We start from the raw sequence: 20,466 nt of genomic DNA on the forward strand, positions 1-20,466 counted from the left end.
TCACGATCATCATGATCGGGACCGCGACCGGGACAGAGATAACGATAGAATCGCAAATGATTTTTGTCGTGCTGTAAGGGGCTGCAATAGGCGCGACCGCGATCGGCACCACGATCGGGACCGCGATCGGGATAACGATAGAATCGCAGACGATTTTTGTCGTGCTGTGAGAGGCTGTAATAGGCGCGACCGCGACCGCGATCGGGACCGGGATCGCGACCGGGATCGTGACCGGGATCGCCACCGCCATTGTCGCAGAAGGAATCGTTGCAATCTCTTCTCATTCGGCTGTGGATGCAATAACGGTTTTTAATAAGTTAATATTGAGAGGATAGTGATTCTCTCTACTTGAGCTTTCCAATTAATCACAAAAAAGGTTCACCCCTCTTAAGGGGTGAACCTTTTAATTTTTTACATAAATTCCGCAACAAGCTTATCAAAGTGCGCTTGATCCAGTGTCAAATCTGATTTATTTAACGCTTTTTCAGCATACCCTGGCACTAATTCCTGGTACGAAGGGCGTGAAGAGTCTTGATAAATAATCCCTGTCACTAGGCTGTCATGTTGCATCAAAGTCTGCATGGCCTGTTCTTTATTTGATGAATCATAGCCTTCGATCGTGTTCAATTTAGTTAAGTTTTGTTTAAACCAATCATACGTATTGATCTTATTATATGTTACGCAAGGAGAGAAAACATTGATAAAGGAGAACCCTTTATGGTTTATCCCTGCTTCAATGATCGCCGTCAGGTCTTTCAAGTCAGTGGAAAAGCTTTGGGCGACAAACGTAGCACCAGCTGACAATGCTAATTCCATAGGTGAAACAGCTTGTTCTATTGATCCTTCTGGAGTGGATTTGGTTTTAAATCCAGCAGCGGATCTAGGGGAAGTCTGGCCTTTTGTCAATCCATAAATCTGGTTATCCATGACGATATACGTAATGTCGATATTACGGCGGATCGCATGGATTGTGTGTCCCATCCCGATTGCAAAACCATCTCCGTCACCGCCTGAAGCTATAACGGTCAATTCACGGTTGGCCATTTTTACTCCTTGGGCAATTGGCAGTGAGCGGCCATGGATGCCATGAAAACCATAGGACTTGATGTAACCCGATATACGACCTGAACAGCCGATACCGGAAACTACGGCCAAATTCTCCGGCTCCAATCCTACATTCGCTGCCGCACGCTGCATGGCAGCCTGAACGGAGAAATCTCCGCAGCCAGGACACCAGTTAGGTTTTACATCATTCCGAAATTCTTTAAACGTTGCCATATTCGAACATCTCCTTGCATTGTGTGTGAATTTCATGCGGGAGGAATGGGTTGCCATCATATTTTAGGATGCTTTTAATTTTATTAACATGTCCAACATTCATCTTGATAATATTAGCCAATTGTCCAGTCGCATTATTTTCAATAACTACTACTTTCTTAGCACTTTGCACCAATGATAGGACTTCATCTGCTGGGAAAGGATGAATCAAACGGATATGCGCATGATTCACTTTCATTCCATCCGTTTCTAACCGGCCGATCGCTTCATCAATCGTCCCGCGTGTTGAGTTAAAGCCAAGAATTAATAAATCCGCTTCTTCATGCGGTGTGTTTTTATATACTGGTGTTTGGAATGTGTTAGTTAAATTATTCAACTTACGCATCCGTTTATCCATTTGCAATTTACGATTCAATGCCGTCTCGGAAGGTCTGCCCGTTTCATCATGTTCAACACCTGTAACGTGGTGAATTCCATTTTTCATACCAGGCACTACACGTGGTGAGACTCCGTCTTCCGTTACTTCATAACGTTTGAAGTAAGATTTGTTTTCAGACTCTTCAATTTCAAAGTCAACCAATTTTCCGCGTCTTATCTCCACTTTGCCGTAATCAAGCGGCTGAACCGTTTGTTTACCTAATGATAGCTGTAGGTCGGATAAAACGATAACTGGACATTGATATTCCTCTGCAAGGTTGAATGCTTCTGCCGTATCATAAAAAGCTTCCTCAACAGTACTCGGAGCCATGACGATTTTAGGTATTTCACCATGTGTACCATAAATCATCGCCATTAAATCGGATTGCTCCTGTTTTGTAGGAAGTCCCGTAGATGGACCGCCACGTTGAGTATCGACGATGACAATTGGCGTTTCGGTAATGCCCGCTAAACCAATCGCTTCCATTTTCAAGGAAAGTCCAGGTCCAGCTGAAGCTGTGATGGCACGTACACCACCGTAGTTTGCACCGATTGCCATTGTAGCCGCCGCGATTTCATCTTCAGTCTGTATGACCGTCCCACCAAATTGAGGAAGTTTTTTAATTAAGTATTCCATAATTTCAGAGGCCGGAGTAATCGGGTAAGCTGCCATGAAGCGGCAACCGCCTGCAACTGCGCCTAAAGCGATGGCATCGTTACCGATCATGAACATTCGTTTTTGGCCGTCTGCCTTTTCCAGTTCCATTGCTCCCAGTTTTTCTCCAAGCAACACTTCCATTGCCTTATAGCCAGCAGTAATGGCATCCATATTCTTCTTAACGATTTCTTCACCTTTACGGCCGAATATTTCATCAACCACATCGTTGAATACGGAAATTTCCATTCCTAGCACAGCACATGTCGCGCCGATGGCCACCATATTTTTCATTAATGATGTTCCTAATTCGGCTGCTATTTCCGTAAATGGAACAATATATAATTCTGCCTTTGTATCTTCTGGGCAGACAGGTTTGAATTTTGCATCCGCGATTATGATGCCACCCTCATGTAATTCTTTATAATTGACGTCAATTGTTTCTTGGTCAAAAGCAACTAAGATGTCTAAATCATCAGAGATAGCACGAGTTTCCGTAGTACTTACACGAATTTTGTTATTCGTGTGTCCACCCTTGATTCGGGATGAGAAATGACGGTAGCCATACAAGTAATAACCTAAGCGATTGAGGGCAATACAGAATATTTCTCCTGTACTTTCAATACCTTCACCTTGTTGTCCGCCAACTTTCCATGAAAGTTGATTGATCATGTCTTACACTCCTTTAGGACGTTCGTATATAAATGCATTTAACCGCACCTCTCTTCAGAACATTCAACTATGTATAATTAATCGTTCTAATTTAGGAAAGGTGTACTAAACGCTTTCAATTCTATCGGTTAAATCATGAAATTGCAACCTTTTTGCTTTTATTTTTTATATTTTCAGAATATTTATTCATATCTATATAGTATGAATTGAAAATCACTTAAGATATTACCTTTTCAAGCGGAAAATTACGAGTGAAATTATCAAAAAGGAGACCTTTTACAAACTCACTGGAATAAAGCCTGTTCAGTTCATTGATTAAGTTATGATAATCATTATAAGACATTAAATTTTCTACCATATGTTCGATTCCATCGAAGTCAGACCCTAATCCAATTTGTCTTTCCCCTCCCAAACTGCATATATGCTCTATATGTTTCAAGATATCCTTAATCGTAGCCGAACCGCCATTTGAAAGAAATTGCGGGACAAAGGTTACGCCAATCACCCCATTTTTCTGCAAAAGGGCCTTTATCTGCCCGTCCTTTAAATTTCGTGGATGCGGACAAAGATGATAAGCATTCGAATGGGAGGCAATTGGGAATTCCGCCAACTTTAGGGTGTCCCAAAATCCAGCTTCAGATAAATGGGATAAATCACACCAAATTGATTTCTCATTCAATAGGACCACTACCTCTGTTCCAAACCCTGTCAAGCCGCCTCCTCTTGTTTCTAATGCCCCATCCGCTACCAAGTTAGCGTAATTCCAAGTTAGACCTACGGAGGACACTCCAAGATGAATAAGTGTTTTCAGTTTTAACAAATCATTCCCAATGCAATCGCACCCTTCCAAAGTTAGCATTGCACCTATTTCCTGTTCTTTTAAAGATTCGATGTCTGCCCTGGTCTTGATAAATTTCATATCCGGCTCTGATAAAATCTTTTCATGAAAAATATCCACCATTGCCAAAGCCGCTTGAAACCTCATATCAGGGTGGACTTTTTCAGGAATATATATTGCAAAACATTGGACTTTTCCCCCTTCATCCAATAATCCCCGCTTTGTTATATGTAATTTATCACTATTCGTAAAAGAAATATCCGGATCGATGAACATTTTCATCAGCACATCACAATGTGCATCAAAAATCGCCAATGTAATTCCCCTTCCTGTATCTTTTTTAAGATTATATATTCCATTATAAAGGGACATTGATTTTCCGTCATTGGATTTCAGGACAAAAAAGAGCCTGCTCGCCTTTCCGACAAACAGGGCATCCAAACATGAAATTATCTTGGTTCAATGATTAGTTTTATTGCCGTTCTCTCTTCGCCATCAATAAGTATATCTGTAAAGGCAGGAATACAAATCAAGTCGACTCCACTAGGTGCGACAAACCCTCTCGCGATTGCTACTGCCTTGACGGCTTGATTTAACGCACCTGCACCGATTGCTTGAATTTCGGCTGCTCCTCTTTCCCTGAGCACTCCCGCTAGTGCGCCTGCTACAGAATTAGGATTAGATTTTGCTGAAACTTTTAATATTTCCATTCCTAGTCCTCCTTGTTTTCCCTGCCGATTCTAACTTGGCTCAATAGTTATAACACTTTCCACTGCTACTATATTCATCAAGTAAAACTTGTATGACAAAGAAAACCGTGATTGTCCACCATTTATTAATGAATGGAAAAACGGATGGACAGTTTGACTGTCCATCCGTTTGAATCATTGATAAAAAGGATGATCTTCGTTAATCAGTATCCTTTCTATTTTTATTGCCTTGCCGGTTTTATCATCAATTTCAAGGAGAACCCCACTTAATAGGGTCCGACCCTCTTTTGGCACTTCAAAACGAACAGGAAGGCTAGTTAGGAACCGATGGATGACTGCCCCTCTTTCCATACCAAGGATGCCATCATAGGGTCCTGTCATGCCTACATCTGATATGTAAGCGGTGCCTGCAGGTAATATACGGTTATCGGCTGTCTGGACGTGTGTGTGTGTACCGACAACGGCTGTAACCTTCCCATCCAGGAACCACCCCATAGCTTGCTTTTCACTCGTAGCTTCTCCATGAAAATCGACAAAGATGATCGGTGTCTTTTTTCGAGCCTCCGCCACGAGTTCTTCCGCCTTTTTGAACGGGCAGTCCAAATCAGGCATGAACGTTCTCGCTTGCAAATTGATGATCGCTATTTCATGATGGTTCAATTTTAAAAATTTCATTCCTTCTCCAGGTGCCCCGTCTGGAAAGTTAGCTGGACGGACGAGATATTTCGCTTCATCGATAAAGTTGAAAATATCACGATTATCCCATGTATGGTTTCCCATGGTCACCGCCTGCGCTCCCCACTCTAAAAAACTGCGGTATATCTTTTCTGTAATTCCCCGGCCGCTTGCTGCATTCTCGCCATTGATGACCGTGATATGCGGACGATACTTTTCTTTTAACTTAGGAAGGTATTCTTGGATCATGTCACGACCGGGAGACCCTACTACATCTCCAATAAATAGCAATTTCATTGTAAAATCCTTTCTAGATTCACCTAATTATATGAATTATTCAAGTATGTATTGTAACATAATTTGGGGTAATTATCGGAATTACGCTTAACGACTAATATCGAAAATAGAAAAGACGAAGTGGTTTGCACCACTTCGTCTTTCATTTACAATTATTTAGCGTATTCGACTGCTCTTGTTTCACGGATGACCGTGACTTTTATATGACCTGGGTAATCGAGCTCTTCTTCAATCCTTTTCCGGATATCACGTGCGAGTCGATGGGCCGAAAGATCATCGATTTGTTCTGGTTTCACTAGAATCCGCACTTCTCGTCCGGCTTGAATCGCAAAAGATTTTTCCACTCCATCATAGGATTCGGAAATTTCCTCAAGTTTTTCAAGTCTTCTAATGTAATTTTCAAGCGTTTCACTTCTAGCTCCCGGTCTTGCAGCTGATAATGCATCAGCGGCAGCCACAAGCACTGATATGATGGAAGTTGGTTCCGTATCGCCATGATGTGAAGCGATGCTGTTAATGACAGTTGGATGCTCTTTATATTTGGTTGCTAATTCAACGCCAATTTCAACATGACTGCCTTCCACTTCATGATCAATCGCTTTCCCAATATCATGCAATAAACCTGCACGGCGGGCAAGAACTTCATCCTCACCAAGCTCAGCTGCCAGTAAACCTGAAAGCTGGGCCACTTCAATTGAATGTTTAAGTACGTTTTGCCCATAACTGGTACGGAACTTCAAACGTCCTAGTATTTTGATGAGATCTGGATGGAGACCGTGAACTCCAACTTCAAAAGTTGTTTGTTCACCAATTTCACGAATATGTTCGTCTACCTCACGTCTTGCTTTGTCAACCATTTCTTCAATGCGAGCCGGATGGATCCGTCCGTCCTGAACAAGTTTCTCAAGAGCCAAGCGTGCCGTTTCCCGTCTAATTGGATCGAATCCGGATAAAATGACAGCTTCAGGAGTATCATCAATAATAAGGTCAATACCTGTTAGCGTTTCTAACGTCCGGATATTTCGTCCTTCACGTCCGATTATCCGTCCTTTCATTTCATCGTTTGGAAGATTTACTACAGAAACGGTGGTTTCTGCAACATGATCAGCCGCACAACGCTGAATGGCAAGAGAAAGGACTTCTTTTGCTTTTTTATCAGCTTCTTCTTTGGCACGGGTATCACTTTCTTTAATCATAAGCGCTACATCGTGAGCCAGCTCGTTTTCCATTCGGTCGATAATGATTGCTTTAGCTTCTTCACGAGTTAAACCGGAAACACGTTCAAGCTCTGTTTGCTGCTTACGAACCGTCTCGTCCACTTTGCTTTCCATCTCTTCAATATGCTGTTGTCTTTGGTTTAGAGAATCTTCTTTTTTCTCCAAAAGGCTCTCACGTTTGTCTAACGTTTCATCCTTGCGGTCCAGATTCTCTTCTCTTTGCAATAACCGATTTTCTTGTTTTTGTAATTCGTTCCTTCTTTCACGGGCTTCCCGATCCGAATCGGCACGAACTTTATGAATTTCATCTTTTGCTTCCAACAAGGCTTCTTTCTTAAGTGCTTCCGCTTCACGTTTCGCATCCTCAAGGATGTGTTCTGCAGAGCCCTTTGCCCCTGCTATTTTACTCTCAAATTTTGATTTGTGAATAAAATAACCAACAACTGCACCGACGATTAGGCCAAGCAAAGTGAAGATGATTGTCATGGGTTCCATCGTTTCACCTCCCCTTGCTATGAACTTTTTACATAAAATGTTGAACTGTCGGCAAGTACATTGCACATAAATTCAATATACAGCACTTAATTTTCAAAATTTTAGTTTGAAAAATTGTAAAATATACATATTAATTGTATAGTTGAGAATTTTTATTGTCAAGCGTTTGTCCCTTATGTATCAATGATTATTCAAGTTTTCTTTATATCAACCATCATAATCTACAGCATTCATTATGGAAGAAGTCTGTAAATCTGATTTCAATGCCATTTAATCCGCTGAAAATTTCGCACTTTTCTCAAAATATACATAAAAGGCCTAAGCGAACAAGCTTAGGCCTTTTATGTATATCATTAATCAAGCAATTCAAAATGCTCTTCTGGTTCATTTTCTTCTGGCGGTAGTTCATGCTCTCCATCAAGATTATAGTGATCTCTGATTTTCTGAGAAATTTCCTTAGCGATATCCTGGTTTTCTTTCAAGAACAGCTTCGCATTTTCGCGACCTTGTCCGACACGCTCTTCATTGTATGAATACCACGAGCCGCTTTTAAGGACGATATCAAGATCTGCACCCATATCGATTATTTCACCTTCTTGTGAAATCCCTTGACCATACATGATGTCAACCTCTGCTTGACGGAATGGTGGAGCAACCTTGTTTTTTACAACCTTGATTTTCGTTTTATTACCGACGATTTCATTACCTTGTTTTAATTGTTCCGCACGGCGCACTTCCAGACGAACAGTTGAATAGAACTTCAATGCCCGGCCTCCCGGAGTCGTTTCCGGATTCCCAAACATAACACCGATTTTTTCACGGACTTGGTTGATGAAAATGGCAATGGTATTTGATTTATTAATGGAACCAGACAGTTTTCTAAGTGCCTGAGACATCATTCGGGCTTGAAGACCCATATGGGAATCTCCCATTTCGCCTTCGATTTCAGCTTTAGGAACAAGTGCTGCCACCGAGTCAATGACAATGATATCCACCGCTCCACTTCGAACTAACGCTTCAGCAATCTCTAAGGCTTGTTCACCCGTATCAGGCTGTGAAAGCAGTAACTCATCGATATTCACACCAAGTTTTTCTGAATATGCTGGATCTAAAGCATGCTCGGCATCAATGAATGCAGCCGTGCCGCCAGTCTTTTGTACCTCTGCAATAGCATGTAATGCAACAGTCGTTTTACCGGAGCTTTCAGGTCCATATATCTCAATGACCCGGCCTCTTGGATATCCGCCCACTCCCAATGCTACGTCCAATGCTAAAGAACCGCTTGAAATCGTTGAAATCCTACGATCAGACTGTTCCCCAAGTTTCATAATGGAACCTTTACCAAATTGTTTTTCAATTTGTTTTAACGCCATATCTAAAGCCGCTTGACGATCACTCACTCAATTTCCTCCTCTATATTCAAATAATCGGCTGCCCGATTAAAGGTGTACTTACGTTAGCAATTATTTGAGATCAAGGTTTGTACCCTGTCTCAAAACCTATCTTTACTATATACTCTTTTTACAATTTTGCCAAGCAAAAAGTCGAACATTCATTCGTTTTTTTCTTTCGGGATATTCTTTGTAAAAAAGCGTTTTATCTAAAGGAAATCTCCATTTCGTTTCACTTACTCCCTCAAAAAAACATTTTCATTGAATTAACTTTTTTCTTTTTTTCCCTATTTTTCAAGAAACAAACTTCTAAAAACAAAATAAAAAGCAGAGCTGTAAAAAGCTCTGCTTATAGCGTTTATAAATCCCTTAATAGGTAATGGCAGCCGTATTTCACACTCCGAATACGGTTTTGCGCCCTGCTTCCTGAAAGATTCAACTCCTTGAAATGAGTGTTTCCATCCCGATAGGAAATGCCAATAAATACTGTACCTACAGGCTTGCCTTCTTGTTCATCCGGCCCTGCAACGCCCGTAAAGCTTATGCCTACATCCGCATCGAGCTTGCTCCGGACATTAGAGGCCATTTCCATAGCACACTCACCGCTGACCACCCCATACTCGGATATGGTATCATCACTGACGCCGAGGACATTGGACTTCGCATCATTCGTATAGCAGACAATCCCGCCTTTGAAGACTTTACCGGCGCCAGGGATGGTTGTCAGCTGTTCTTGGAACATCCCTCCGGTCAAGCTTTCAGCTGCCGCAATTGAAAGCTTGCGGACCGTTAATTCTTTTACAAGTTCCTTTATTAGCGAAGTATTATCACTTCCATAATGGAACTTGCCGACCCTGCTAAGAATTTCTTTTTCCGCTTCCAATATAAGCTCTTCGCATTTTTCTTTAGATGAGTCTTTAGCGGTGATCCTTAACGTCACTTCCCCTTCGGCTGCCAGAGGGGCAATTGTCGGATTCGTTTGATTGACAAGGAGATCTTCAATCACCGTTTCCAGTTCGGCTTCACCTATACCGTAGAACCGTAGAACCTTGGAATCGATCCGTTCATGCTTTTCCAATTTACTCATGATCTTTTCATAACCATAACTTAAAAACATCGGCTCCATTTCACTTGGCGGTCCAGGTAGAAGCATATATGTAATCCCAGATTTGGACAAGACCATTCCCGGTGCCATTCCATGATCGTTTGCCAACACTTCACTGCCTTCTAAGACAAGGGCCTGCTTTTTGTTGTTTTCCGTCATCGGACGTTCCCGTTTTTGGAAGTAAGCTTCAATGGATTGCAAAGCTTCATCATTAAAAACGAGCTTTTTCCCTATATGGCGGGCAATCGTTTCTTTCGTCAAATCATCTTTGGTAGGACCAAGTCCACCGGTAAAAACAATCAAGTTCGCCCTTGATTCAGCAATTTCTATGGCTTGTTGTAAACGGCGGTCGTTATCCCCGACCACAGTATGGTAAAAAACGTTGATCCCCATTTCCGCAAACTGCTGCGATAAGAATCTTCCATTAGTGTTATTGATTTGCCCTAAAAGAAGCTCTGAGCCCACTGCAATGATTTCTGCATCCATCTTTTCAAAACCACCATTCGTTTTACTTTGAATTAACAAATACTTCTTTGTTTTTTATAAAATAATCCAAACCTGACCAGATTGTAAAGATTAATGCAATCCATAATGCGATATTTGCAAAAGGAAGTGAAATGAGGGCAAATGGAAGGTTATGCAGCAATAAAGCCGAAATGGAAACAATTTGTGCCCATGTTTTAATTTTTCCAAGCTGGTTCGCTGCTACCACTTCCCCAGTACCCGCTAACACCAAACGCAATCCGGTGACTGCAAACTCGCGACTTATGATCACGATGGCAATCCAAGATTGACCGTACATTAAATCTAGATCAACCAAAACGATTAAGGCAGCCGAAACCAGAAGTTTATCAGCCAATGGATCTAAAAATTTCCCTAAATCAGTAATCATATTATATTTTCTGGCAAAATGGCCATCGATCCAATCCGTAGTGGAAGCGATAATAAAGAGGATGGCTCCAGCCAGGTGTGCCACTGGCAAACTGTATTCTCCCCAAGTTAGCGTCCCCCATGAAAAAGGAACGAGCATGATGATTAAAAATACAGGTATTAAACAGATTCTTGCTACTGTAATCTTATTAGGCAGATTCAAAACTTTTACCTCCAAAATTTACGCCTGCCATTCGGGCAATGCGTCTTAGACTAAAATAATGCTTATATGTATAATTTAACTCAAAATCCAATCTTATATGCCGGGTAAACCATTTCACGCCGCCTTACTATTAAATAGAGCAAAAATAGTCATCTATAAGATGACTATTCGGCTTTCGTAAATTGTATCGTAACCAATTGCGTATTCACTTCAGTCGGTGAAATGGAATACTCCAGCTTCTCATCATTCACATAAATCTCAGTTTCATATGCTCTGCCTATATTGATGACAGCTTCTTTCTCATTGGTGAAATCAATTTCCTGGCTTTTGTCCTTGTCGATAGTGCCCTGGAAAAGTAATTTACCTTCACCATTTTTAATGCCTACCCATGGTGAGCCTTTGGAGGTCACCTTTAATTTAAAGGTATCGGTATTTTTTAATTCATACGTACTATTTTTACCGCTGGAACTGGTGACGGCAAGTTTTTGCTCTTTCTTTTCATCTTTGACAACTGCATCATCTTCATTCTTCTCATCAGATGAATCCGATTTTTCTTCATTCTGTTTTTGGTCTGCATTCTCTTTTTCTTCGTTAAACCCATCACTTTTATTGTAGCCCACGGCTTCATTCTCTTTAGCGTTCTTTTTGTCATCATTATCCGGGTTACTCATATAGTTCGATACCAGCACCCAAATCAATATGGCAGCACCAATTACTAAAACGACAGCCAATATCTTCGGTAACATTTCTACAACCTTCGAATCCCCTGCCGGTATCGTTTTTCTGGATTGGACCCTTGAAAGCTGTTCTGGCAATTCCTCGCTATAGACCGATGGTATTTCACTCTTATATTGTTCGAAAATCTCATCCGAATCCAGTCTGACCGCTTCACAATATTGCTTTATGAATGCACGTACATAGAACTTTCCAGGCATCATGCTGTAATTTCCCTCTTCAATGCCAATGAGGTAACGCTTTTGAATCTTAGTTAATTCCTGCAAATCATCCAAGCTAAGACCTTTGGCTTCCCTAGCTTCCTTTAATCGATTACCTAACTCAGTCAAATAAAACACCTGCCATTTTAAAAGTCAAAGGAACCAAAATCGGACCCTGAAAACTGGTCTTTTTGGTCGACAACTTCATATGTTATTTCTTCTTCAGGATTGTTTCGCAATTCAATAATATAATCAAAGTCGTCAAGGGTATACTCCGTATTTTGGACAAAGACATCCGGATGTTCGATTACTTTGACAGCATCAAGCCTCATGATTTCGCGAATCAATTGCCAATGACGCTCATTTGCACGGCGAGTGGAAACAATTCCATCTAAAATGAACAAATTATCATTATTATATTCATCCTCAATTAGCTGACTGCGGATAGTCTGCTTTAAAAGGGTCGATGACACAAACAACCATCTCTTATTAGCACATACACTCGAGGCTACGATAGATTCAGTTTTCCCGACACGAGGCATCCCTCGTATCCCAATTAATTTATGACCTTCCTGTTTAAATAGCTCGGCCAGGAAATCGACAAGCAAGCCTAGTTCATCACGAACAAACCTAAAGGTGTTTTTCTCATCGGCATCGCGTTGAATATAACGTCCATGCCTGACTGCGAGGCGATCACGCAATTTAGGTTCCCTAAGCTTAATGACCTTAATCGTATCCATCGTACGGAGGATTGACTCGAATCTTTCTATATTACGGCTGTCTTTCGCCAACAAAAGTAAACCACGCCTGCCTTCATCGACCCCGTTGATGGTGATGATATTAATGGAAAGCATACCCAGAAGGGAAGAAATATCCCCTAATAAACCAGGACGGTTGACTTGAATTTCATATTCAAAATACCATTCTTTATTATCCACGATAACACTCCTTAAGCCTAAAAGTCTTTACCCTCTCAGGGGCAAAAAACTTATCCATCGTAAATTTTCAAGGTCTGAACACTTTAATATTAATTGTCTAGCTTCTATAATATAGCATTTCGTGATAAGTTAAAAGGAAAAACCCTAGAAAAATATTCATTTTTATATAAGGGGATAAATAGTCATCCACTTCAATCCAAAAGGCCCTGTTAATTAATAACAGGGCCTTTTGGATTGATATTTTACTTCGTTGCATTGTTCTCGACTAACTTGACCATGACGCTTGCCATGGCATGCTTTTCTTCATCGCTTGCGACCGACCAAAGATCAGCAAGCACTTTCTCTTGATCATTCTGGGGCTCAACCTGATTAGCCAGGTAATCACCGATTTCGAAAGCCAAGTTGTTAACAGCACCTTCTGACAAACCTTGTTGTTCACCTTGATTTAATCTGTCGCCTAAGAAATTTTTCCATTGATCCCAATTGTCCAGTACAGACATGAATGGTCACCCTTTCCTTCAAAATAGTACATAGATATTTTGTGAAGGAACCGATAAAATTATACATGTCTAAAAAAAATCATGTGTACCATCCGCCATTTACGCCTAAAATTTGCCCGGTTATATAAGACGACTTGTCGGAAAGCAAATAGTATACGGCCTCGGCGACTTCTTTGGAATGCCCCATCCTGCCCATCGGGATATCGCCTTTGATGATCTCCAGATCTTCCGCACTGAATGATTCGAGCATGGAAGTGGAAATCGCACCGGGGGCAACGGCATTCACCCGGATCCCATTGAGCGATACCTCTTTGCTAAGTGCCTTGATAAAAGCATTTTGACTGCCCTTGACCATAGAATATAATACTTCACAAGATGCACCTGTCTGCCCCCAAATCGATGTGACCGCAACGATGGCAGCCTGTTCTTGGTACATAAGCTTTGGAAGCAGTTCCTTTGTTAATTGGAAAGGGCTCGTTACATGCAGCTGGACCATTTCATTAACGATTGTCTCATCCATGTCCGATATAAGCCCATAATAGCTATTGCCACTATTAAGGACGATTGCATGGAGGGCAAAAATATTTTCCGCCAATTTCTTGTATCCATCCGCTGCAGCCAAATCCGCTTGAACAGGAATAAGTTCGACTTGATGAGGCTTCAGTTCTTCAATCAGTTCAAGTATCGCTTCTTCATTGCTGTTATAATGTAAATAAAGTGAGTAACTCTCCTCGGCGAGCTTTATTGCGATTTCCCTGCCGATTCCTCCGCTGGCTCCAGTAATAAGGGCAAAACGTTTCCCCACATTGCCGCCCCCCTTTATATTATTTAGGAAGTACCTGGCAGACAGTCATCCGTTGATCGGATATTAAGTCCTTGGCGATCTCCCTGATATCTTCGATCGTTAGTTTTTCCAATACCGATACAACATCGAACAAGTTCATATCATTGAATGCATATCTGGTGAATTGATTCGCTATATATTCCGGCGAATTCAGGGAACGAAGGAAAGAACCGATTTTTTTCTTGATTGTCCTTTGCAGGCTTTCTTCATTCAGTCCGGTTCCTGCTTTTGATTTTTGCAGGATAGCAAATAAAGACTCCGTCAACTCATCAGGTTTGGCACTGTCCCCGCCAATTAACGCAAACCCAAAGCCTTGTTCCTGTGTATAATCATAAGAGAAGCTTTGATCGATCAACCCTTCCTCATATAGCTCCTCATGTAAAGGTGAACTCTTGCCAAACAGCATTTCCAAATAAATATTGGTCGCCAATTCCCTTTTCAAAAGCTGTAAACCGGATTGTTGCACATTGATGGCCTTGATGCCCAGCATCACTTTTGGTGTCTGGACATTCATCCTTAAGACTTCTTTATCCTTGGCAACGCCTTCCGGCTCTTCGTCAAATTTACGTTCCACTGCAGGTTGTTCGTTGTACCCTTTATTATTTTGATTATCCCGAATCAGTTTCATGGTGCTTTCGACATCTACCGGTCCTACAACGAATAGGAGCATGTTGCTAGGATGGTAAAACGTATTATAACATTCGTAAAGCATATCTTTCGTAATATCCGCAATCGATTCCACAGTTCCGGCAATATCGATTTTCACTGGGTGTTGATGATACATATTGGCTATCGTACCGAAATATAATCGCCAGTCTGAATTATCATCATACATATTGATTTCCTGCCCAATGATTCCTTTTTCCTTCTCTACCGTCTTTTCCGAAAAGTAAGGATCCTGGACAAAGTCGATTAATGTAGTTAGATTCCTATCGAAATCGGACGTGCTGGAAAATAAATATGCTGTACGGGTGAAAGAAGTAAAGGCATTTGCAGATGCGCCCTGCTTTGAAAATTGCTGAAAAACATCACCATCTTCCTTTTCAAATAGCTTATGTTCAAGAAAATGGGCGATCCCATCAGGTACTTTAGAAAATTCCGTTCCATTCAATGGTTTGAAATGGTTGTCGATTGAACCATAATTCGTCGTGAAAGTCGCAAATGATTTATTGAACCCACTTTTCGGAAGAATATATACTTCGAGACCATTATCCATTTTTTCATGGAAAAGTTCTTCTTTCAATTGAGTGAATGTTATTTTTTCCATCACCCTTGCACCTCCGCTTCCGTTAGGAAATAAATCGTATCAAGCTGAATCTTTTGACCGACTGCAATGATTTCTTCCTTTGTCGTCCGCTCTGTTTTTGCAAACCAATCGTCGAGTGATATATCCTGCCCGGAAACCACATTATGATATAAAATTTCCACAAGCCCTCTCGAAACGTCAATGGTTTCAAGGAGTTGGTTCTTAACGACCGCCTTTGTCTGTGCCAGTTCTTCTTCGGAAAAGTTACCTTGCTTCATTTCCTTCATTTGTGCATGGATGATATCCAATGCCTGCTTGTAGTTGGCATTTTCAATGCCGGCCATGACCATTAAAAGTCCTTTATGACTTTCGAGCCTTGAAGCTGCATAATAAGCAAGGCTAGCTTTCTCCCTGACATTAATGAAAAGTTTCGAATGTGAAAAGCCACCAAAAATCCCATTGAATAGCTGAAGAGCATAATAATCCGGATCACCGTATGCAACTTGGGTTCGATAACCGATATTCAATTTACCTTGTTTCACATCCGAATTTTCAATGATTTCTTTTTCCTTCTCCACTACCTTGCCCGGCTTCCTTGACAGTCTCACAGGCACTCGTTCTTGCAACGACACATACTTGTCAGATAGAGCCTCCACTTCCGATTCATTGATGTCACCGATTACATATAAATCGATTTCATCCTCGGTCAGCACTTTTTTATAATAGGCGTATAGGGATTCTGGAGTTATCGTTTCCAAGTCTTGAAGATTGCCGCTCGCTTCTAAAGCATATGGTTCGTTTTTGCACATTTCCTCTACGAGGCGTGTAGCTGAATATCGCATCTTGTCATCGGAAATGGATTGAATCCGCTGTTTTAAAGAACGGATTTCATTGGAAACCGTTTTAGCGTCAAAGGCTTCGCCGTTCTTCTTCGGATTAAAGATCACCTCTGATAATAACCCAAAAGCCTTTTCGAGAAGCGGGGTTGAATCACTAAGGAATTTTTCATTGACGATATCGATCGTAAAACTTATGATTTGATATTCTCCTTTTTTAGCTACATCGACATAAAACCCTGCTCCATATAAATCATCAAGATAAGATCGAAGCTCGGGTGTTGTAGGGTATTTACTTGTATTGCTTTGTAACACATATGGCAGCAATGCACGATATGTAACGTCCTCTTTTGTCAACGGGGCTTTCATCTTCAGCACGAGAGTATTCGTTTTATATTTATCCGTCTTGACCACATGAAGCTTATAGCCGCTTTTTTCCGTAATTGTATCGGAAGCAATAGACATGAATAATCCTCCTCATTATATAAATCACCTTTATTAGCTTATTGTTTGTAGATTGGAACCCTTTTAAACATCTACTTAAAATATACATGTGAAAGGAAAAATCATGCAAGTTACAGCTACTTTTTTTGGTATTTCACCAGCTCACCATCACTTATGGCTCAATCTCAAAAGAAAAAACCGGCCAGCATAGTTTGCTGACCGGTTAAATACTTATCTTTTCCCTTTGATGTATGGCTGTCCGGATGCTTTCGGAGCATCTGCACGTCCAATGAATCCAGTTAGTGCAATGATCGTCAGAACATAAGGAGCGATCAAGAGGTAAACCGATGGAATATCCTTGAAGAAGGGAAGGCTCGATCCAACGATACTTAAACTTTGAGCCAAACCAAAGAATAAGGCAGCACCCATTGCCCCGATCGGGTGCCACTTACCAAAAATCATGGCTGCAATGGCCATGAAACCTTGACCATTAATTGTCGCATGATTGAATTCATTCGAAAAGATGGTAGCGTAAATCGCTCCGCCGATACCGCCAAAAGCACCTGATAATAAAACGGCAGCATAGCGGATTTTCGTAACATTGACACCCATCGTGTCAGCAGCCATCGGATGCTCACCCACTGCACGGATCCTTAACCCGAATGGTGTTTTATAAAGTACATACCAAACGACAAAGGATATTAGGATCGCTATATATACGATATAATAACCATTTGCGAAAAAGATGGGTCCTATAAATGGAATATCACTTAGTAACGGAACATCAATCCTTGGGAATGTTTCTGTGATTCTATCAGTTTGACCTTTGTCAAAAATCAGCTTCACCAAAAACATGGTCAGACCTACTGCCAGCAAGTTGATGGCGACCCCACTGACAGTTTGGTCCGCCCTGAACGTAATGCATGCAACAGCATGCAGAATGGAAAACAGCAAGCCGGCAATCATTGCCGCCAAGACAGCGAGCCAAGGAGTCCATTCCCCAAATACATCAGCAAACATTAAGTTAAAAACAATCCCTGTAAAGGCACCAATGACCATCAAGCCTTCTAAACCGATGTTTATGACACCTGCCCGTTCAGAAAACACTCCCCCGAGTGAAGTAAAAATAAGTGGAGCAGCTAGAGCAATCATAGATGGAATAATAATTTGTAATACTTGGTAAAAATCCACTTATTTCACCCCTTTCTTAAATCGAGCGGCAATCCAACGAATAAAATAACTGGATGCAACGAAGAAAATGATCAATGCTATGACAATATCAACGATTTCACTTGGTATGCCGGTTTCTAGCGGCATATTTAAGGCACCTGCTTTCAGTCCCCCAAATAATAAAGCTGCCAGCACAACACCAATAGCCGTATTCGCTCCTAGTAAGGCTACTGCAATCCCGTCAAAGCCCATGCCTGTGAACCCGCCTTTGACAGCAGCATAACCGAAAGTTCCAAGGCCTTCCATCGCACCTGCAAGCCCTGCAAACGCACCTGAAATAACCATGGAAAGTATGATGTTCTTATTTACACTCATCCCTGCATATTCGGATGCGTGCTGATTGAAACCTACCGCTTTCAGTTCAAAACCAGTTTTTGTTCTTTCAAGAAGGAACCACATGATGATCACGCAAATAATTGCTACCACTATTCCCCAATGCATCCGGGAAAAATCCGTAATGCTTTCAAAAAAAGGAGACCGGAGTGATGCTGTATCAGCAATTCTTTCTGTTTTATCCAGTTTTTCAGTCATTACATTCCTAATTAAATAATTCGTCACATATAAAGCTGTATAATTCAACATGATAGAAACGATTACTTCATGTACGCGAAACTTAGCTTTTAAATAACCAGGGATAAATGCCCACAACGCGCCAGCAGCTGCACCAGCTAAGATGGCAAATGGCAAATGGATGATCCTTGGAAGATCAAAAGCAATACCGACCCAAACTGCCGCCAGCCATCCTACAATTAATTGCCCTTCCACACCGATATTGAATAGGCCCGTACGGAAAGCAAAAGCCACTGCCAAACCAGCAAGGATATAAGGAATGATTGTCCTGACGGATTCCCCTACATAATAAGAATCCCCAATAATTCCATTTATCATGGAGCCATAGCCTGCAACTGGGTCATAGCCGCTTACTAACATAATAATTGCCCCAACGACTAAGCCGAGGATAACTGCTATTAACGGACTCGTTAATTTAGATAAATACTTAGACATTTTGTTTTCCACCTGCTTCCGTCCGTTTACTGCCGGCCATAAGAAGGCCAAGCTCCTGTTCAGTCGTTTCTTTCGGATCGACAATTGCGACGATTTCCCCTTCGTATATAACGGCAATTCTATCGCTCACATTCATGATTTCTTCCAATTCAAATGATATGAGAAGTACCGCTTTTCCTGCATCACGCTGTTCAATCAGACGTTTATGGATAAACTCGATCGCTCCGACATCAAGCCCGCGTGTTGGCTGTGCGGCAATCAATAAATCCGGGTTCCTATCAACTTCCCGGCCGATGATCGCTTTTTGCTGATTCCCTCCAGAAAGCGCCCTTGCCGGGGTATATTCACTCGGGGTGCGAACATCGTAACTTTTGATCAATGAACGGGCTTTTTCGAATATTTTCTTTGAGTTCAAGATACCGGCTTTTGAAAAAGGCTTTTGATAGTAAGTTTGCAAGACAATATTTTCACCAATGCTGTAATCCAGAACCAAACCATGCTTATGTCTGTCTTCTGGAATATGGCCGACACCTGCTTCAGTGATTTTACGCGGCTTAAGATTCCTGATCTCTTTTCCGTTTAGCTTTATCGAACCTGCTGTTGTCTTCCTTAGGCCAGCCAATGCTTCAATTAATTCGGATTGACCATTCCCATCTACACCAGCGATACCGACAATTTCTCCTGCCCGGACAGTTAAATCCAAATTCCGAACAGCTGAAACGCCCCGGGAATCCTTGACTTCCAGTTCCTGAACCTCGAGAACTACATCCGAAGGAGTAGCTGCCGTTTTTTCCGTCTTGAATAGAACTTCCCTACCGACCATTAAGCTGGCCAATTCGGCAGGGTTCGTTTCGTTGACATTCACTGTACCGATTCCTTGCCCTTTGCGTATAACCGTTACCCGGTCACAAACCTCCATGATTTCCTTAAGTTTGTGTGTAATTAAAATGATAGATTTCCCCTCTTTGATAAGGGCTTTCATAATATATATCAATTCCTTGATTTCTTGAGGGGTCAATACAGCGGTCGGTTCATCAAAAATCAATATCTCCGCACCGCGGTAAAGAGTTTTAAGAATCTCGACACGCTGCTGCATCCCTATTGATATATCGGCAATTTTTGCATAGGGGTCAACACGAAGCTGATATTGTTCTGATAGTTTCCTAACTTCCTCGCTCGCTTCTTTCAAATCGATCTTACCCGCTTTTGATGGTTCTTTTCCTAAAATGATATTTTCCGTTACTGTAAAAGGGTCAACGAGCATGAAATGCTGATGGACCATCCCAATCCCTAAATCATTGGCAATGTTAGGACTGGTAATCTTGACTGGTTTGCCATTCACACGGATTTCTCCCTGCTCAGGCTGATATAAGCCGAATAAAACGTTCATCAAAGTGGATTTACCCGCACCATTTTCACCTAATAATGCGTGAATCTCCCCTTTTTTAACCTGAAGGGTAACGTTATCATTTGCGACGATGCCGGGGAACTCCTTACGGATATTGAGCATCTCAATTACATATTCCACGTATTATCAACTCCTAAAATGAGTGTAAATATTCTTAAATCATTTAATTGCTTCTACTAGCTTATTGATTTTTAAAAAAACCAAATGAAAAACTACGATTCTATCATAGTTTTTCAT

18 protein-coding genes are annotated in these 20,466 nt (G+C 41.4%); all 18 read right to left on the reverse strand.

Annotation, left to right across the window (positions count from 1 at the left end; translation table 11 throughout):
- Nucleotides 1–411 precede the first annotated feature (411 nt).
- Complete coding sequence (locus BW986_RS06620) at nt 412–1,278, reverse strand: 2-oxoacid:ferredoxin oxidoreductase subunit beta (RefSeq protein ID WP_057278380.1); 867 nt, start codon at nt 1,276–1,278, stop codon at nt 412–414.
- Nucleotides 1,265–3,022, reverse strand: a complete 1,758-nt coding sequence (locus tag BW986_RS06625) for a 2-oxoacid:acceptor oxidoreductase subunit alpha (RefSeq protein WP_076366399.1) — start codon at nt 3,020–3,022, stop codon at nt 1,265–1,267. Before BW986_RS06625 ends, BW986_RS06620 begins: the two co-directional genes overlap by 14 nt.
- Nucleotides 3,023–3,239: 217 nt before the next feature.
- Nucleotides 3,240–4,175, reverse strand: coding sequence for a dipeptidase (locus BW986_RS06630; protein ID WP_076367887.1), 936 nt, complete (start codon nt 4,173–4,175; stop codon nt 3,240–3,242).
- 134 nt (nt 4,176–4,309) lie between these two features.
- Nucleotides 4,310–4,570 carry a stage V sporulation protein SpoVS gene (spoVS, locus tag BW986_RS06635; RefSeq protein ID WP_029281188.1) on the reverse strand — a complete coding sequence of 87 codons (261 nt, stop codon included), beginning with the start codon at nt 4,568–4,570 and terminating at the stop codon, nt 4,310–4,312.
- Nucleotides 4,571–4,744: 174 nt separating this feature from the next.
- A complete protein-coding gene (locus tag BW986_RS06640; protein WP_076366401.1) occupies nt 4,745–5,542 on the reverse strand; it encodes a TIGR00282 family metallophosphoesterase in 798 nt (265 codons plus the stop codon).
- Nucleotides 5,543–5,694: 152 nt separating this feature from the next.
- Nucleotides 5,695–7,254 (reverse strand): ribonuclease Y, encoded by a 1,560-nt coding sequence (gene rny, locus BW986_RS06645; protein ID WP_063231807.1) that lies wholly within the window; start codon nt 7,252–7,254, stop codon nt 5,695–5,697.
- A gap of 353 nt (nt 7,255–7,607) precedes the next feature.
- Nucleotides 7,608–8,654 (reverse strand): recombinase RecA, encoded by a 1,047-nt coding sequence (gene recA / locus BW986_RS06650; protein WP_076366403.1) that lies wholly within the window; start codon nt 8,652–8,654, stop codon nt 7,608–7,610.
- Between the two features lie 349 nt (nt 8,655–9,003).
- Nucleotides 9,004–10,236 carry a competence/damage-inducible protein A gene (locus BW986_RS06655; protein ID WP_076367889.1) on the reverse strand — a complete coding sequence of 411 codons (1,233 nt, stop codon included), beginning with the start codon at nt 10,234–10,236 and terminating at the stop codon, nt 9,004–9,006.
- A 22-nt stretch (nt 10,237–10,258) separates the two neighbouring features.
- Nucleotides 10,259–10,843, reverse strand: a complete 585-nt coding sequence (gene pgsA, locus BW986_RS06660) for a CDP-diacylglycerol--glycerol-3-phosphate 3-phosphatidyltransferase (RefSeq protein WP_034313524.1) — start codon at nt 10,841–10,843, stop codon at nt 10,259–10,261.
- Between the two features lie 164 nt (nt 10,844–11,007).
- Nucleotides 11,008–11,916, reverse strand: coding sequence for a helix-turn-helix domain-containing protein (locus BW986_RS06665; protein ID WP_311316529.1), 909 nt, complete (start codon nt 11,914–11,916; stop codon nt 11,008–11,010).
- A gap of 8 nt (nt 11,917–11,924) precedes the next feature.
- Entirely contained in the window at nt 11,925–12,716 is a 792-nt protein-coding gene (locus BW986_RS06670) for a DUF3388 domain-containing protein (protein WP_076366407.1), read from the reverse strand.
- 242 nt (nt 12,717–12,958) lie between these two features.
- Nucleotides 12,959–13,216 carry a DUF3243 domain-containing protein gene (locus tag BW986_RS06675; protein ID WP_076366409.1) on the reverse strand — a complete coding sequence of 86 codons (258 nt, stop codon included), beginning with the start codon at nt 13,214–13,216 and terminating at the stop codon, nt 12,959–12,961.
- A 79-nt stretch (nt 13,217–13,295) separates the two neighbouring features.
- Nucleotides 13,296–14,021: an elongation factor P 5-aminopentanone reductase gene (ymfI, locus tag BW986_RS06680; RefSeq protein WP_076366411.1), complete on the reverse strand. Its 726-nt coding sequence runs from the start codon at nt 14,019–14,021 to the stop codon at nt 13,296–13,298.
- Nucleotides 14,022–14,040: 19 nt separating this feature from the next.
- The gene (gene yfmH, locus BW986_RS06685; protein ID WP_076366413.1) at nt 14,041–15,327 is read right to left on the reverse strand and encodes an EF-P 5-aminopentanol modification-associated protein YfmH; all 1,287 of its coding nucleotides are present in this window, start codon (nt 15,325–15,327) and stop codon (nt 14,041–14,043) included.
- Complete coding sequence (gene yfmF / locus BW986_RS06690; RefSeq protein WP_076366415.1) at nt 15,327–16,607, reverse strand: EF-P 5-aminopentanol modification-associated protein YfmF; 1,281 nt, start codon at nt 16,605–16,607, stop codon at nt 15,327–15,329. Before yfmF ends, yfmH begins: the two co-directional genes overlap by 1 nt.
- Nucleotides 16,608–16,817: 210 nt before the next feature.
- A complete protein-coding gene (locus BW986_RS06695) occupies nt 16,818–17,777 on the reverse strand; it encodes an ABC transporter permease (protein WP_094246576.1) in 960 nt (319 codons plus the stop codon).
- Nucleotides 17,778–18,821, reverse strand: coding sequence for an ABC transporter permease (locus BW986_RS06700; protein WP_076366417.1), 1,044 nt, complete (start codon nt 18,819–18,821; stop codon nt 17,778–17,780). It lies immediately after the preceding gene.
- Nucleotides 18,814–20,349 carry an ABC transporter ATP-binding protein gene (locus BW986_RS06705; RefSeq protein WP_076366419.1) on the reverse strand — a complete coding sequence of 512 codons (1,536 nt, stop codon included), beginning with the start codon at nt 20,347–20,349 and terminating at the stop codon, nt 18,814–18,816. Before BW986_RS06705 ends, BW986_RS06700 begins: the two co-directional genes overlap by 8 nt.
- Nucleotides 20,350–20,466 lie beyond the last annotated feature (117 nt).

Origin of the sequence: Peribacillus simplex, from assembly GCF_900156045.1 — a bacterium.
Taxonomy (GTDB): domain Bacteria; phylum Bacillota; class Bacilli; order Bacillales; family DSM-1321; genus Peribacillus; species Peribacillus simplex_D.